This window comes from Streptomyces sp. NPDC014870 (genome assembly GCF_043081505.1).
Taxonomy (GTDB): Bacteria; Actinomycetota; Actinomycetes; order Streptomycetales; family Streptomycetaceae; genus Streptomyces.
This window is the reverse complement of the sequence record NZ_JBIBWQ010000019.1, coordinates 1-1339: the sequence shown is the minus strand read 5'-3', so window position 1 is coordinate 1339 and position 1339 is coordinate 1. Positions and strand designations below refer to the sequence as shown.

At 68.6% G+C, this 1339-nt stretch carries 1 protein-coding gene; it reads right to left on the bottom strand.

What is annotated here, in order from left to right:
• Nucleotides 1–17: 17 nt before the first annotated feature.
• Nucleotides 18–1109 (bottom strand): IS110 family transposase, encoded by a 1092-nt coding sequence (locus ACF09C_RS37175; RefSeq protein ID WP_392098095.1) that lies wholly within the window; start codon nucleotides 1107–1109, stop codon nucleotides 18–20.
• Between the last annotated feature and the right edge of the window lie 230 nt (nucleotides 1110–1339).

The following is a 1339-nucleotide window of genomic DNA, read 5'->3' as shown; positions in this document are numbered from 1 at the left end:
GAAGCCCCTATGTTTCGTCAAGCCGCAGAAGGGAGTTGTCTCGCGGCCAGGGGCTGAATGTGTCGGTAGAGCTCGCGGGCGACGTACCGCTTGAGGCATCGGATGATCTCGCGTTTGGACATGCCCTCGGCGGTGCGTCGCTCCAGATACTTCTGGGTGCGTTCGTCCCAGCGTATGCGGGTCATCACGACGCGGTAGAGGGCGGCATTCGCCTGGCGGTTGCCGCCGCGGTTCAGGCGTCGGCGTTGGGTCTTGCCGGAGGACTGTTCGACCGGACTGACGCCGCACAGTGCGGCGAAGGATGCTTCGTCAGTGATCCGATCAGGGTTGTCACCTGCGGCGATGAGGAGTACTGCGGCACTGTCGGGCCCGACACCGACCAGGTCCAGCATCTGGGGCCGGCAGGCGCGGACGGCCCTGGTGGTGCGCCGGGTGAGCTCCTTGACCTCGTCGGACAGGTGCTGGACTCGGCGGGCAAGCAGACGCATCGTGAAGACGGCCTCGCCCCGGTCATCGACGTCGAGGGACGCGCAGGTGGCAACCAGCGCAGGGTTACTCAGGCCGGTGAGGAGTTCGCGCAGATCTGGGTCGATGGACATGAGGACGGCCTTGAGCTGGTTCAGCGCCTGAGTGCGGGCCTTGACGGCCGATTCCTTGGCCAGCCGCAGGACCCGCATGTCCTCCACGGGCCCGTCCGCGCTCTTCGGCACGGTGGTGGCCCGTCCGGACAGCACCGCGCGGGCGGCCGCGTCCGCGTCGATGGCGTCGGTCTTGCCGCGCTTGCGCCGGGTGGCACGGTCGGGCTGGTTGATCTCGACGACGTCGATGCCCTCCCGGCGCAGGACCCGGGTCAGCGCGGTCCCGAAGGATCCCGTGCACTCGACCCCCGCCCGGTGCAGAACGCCGAACGACCGTCCCCAGGCAAGCAGTTGGCGATAGCCGACGGCGGTGGTCGGGAACTCCTGGTGGGCGAGCGAGGCGCCCAGGGTGGTGATGACGGCGGCGACGTGGATGTCCTTGTGGGTGTCCACCCCGAGGATCACCTCCTCCGCCGCCCCAGGGACCTGCTGCGCGGGCAGCGTCGGCTGGGGCATGCTGGTGACGGTCACGAGGCTCCTTGGACTGGGGCTGGTGGCTGACACCGGTCCGGTGGGCGGTCAGAACTGTGACGGTGCTTTGTGCAGCAAAGCCCCTATCGGGACACGTTCACCGGGCCGGCGGCAGTACGCACCGCAGGAGGCCGGGGCCGACAGTTCCACTCCAAGGCAGCTGCGGCCAGTTGTCGCACGGGTCAGGCTCCGGCCCCTTGCGGCACATCACGATCCTCACAGTTGTCGCA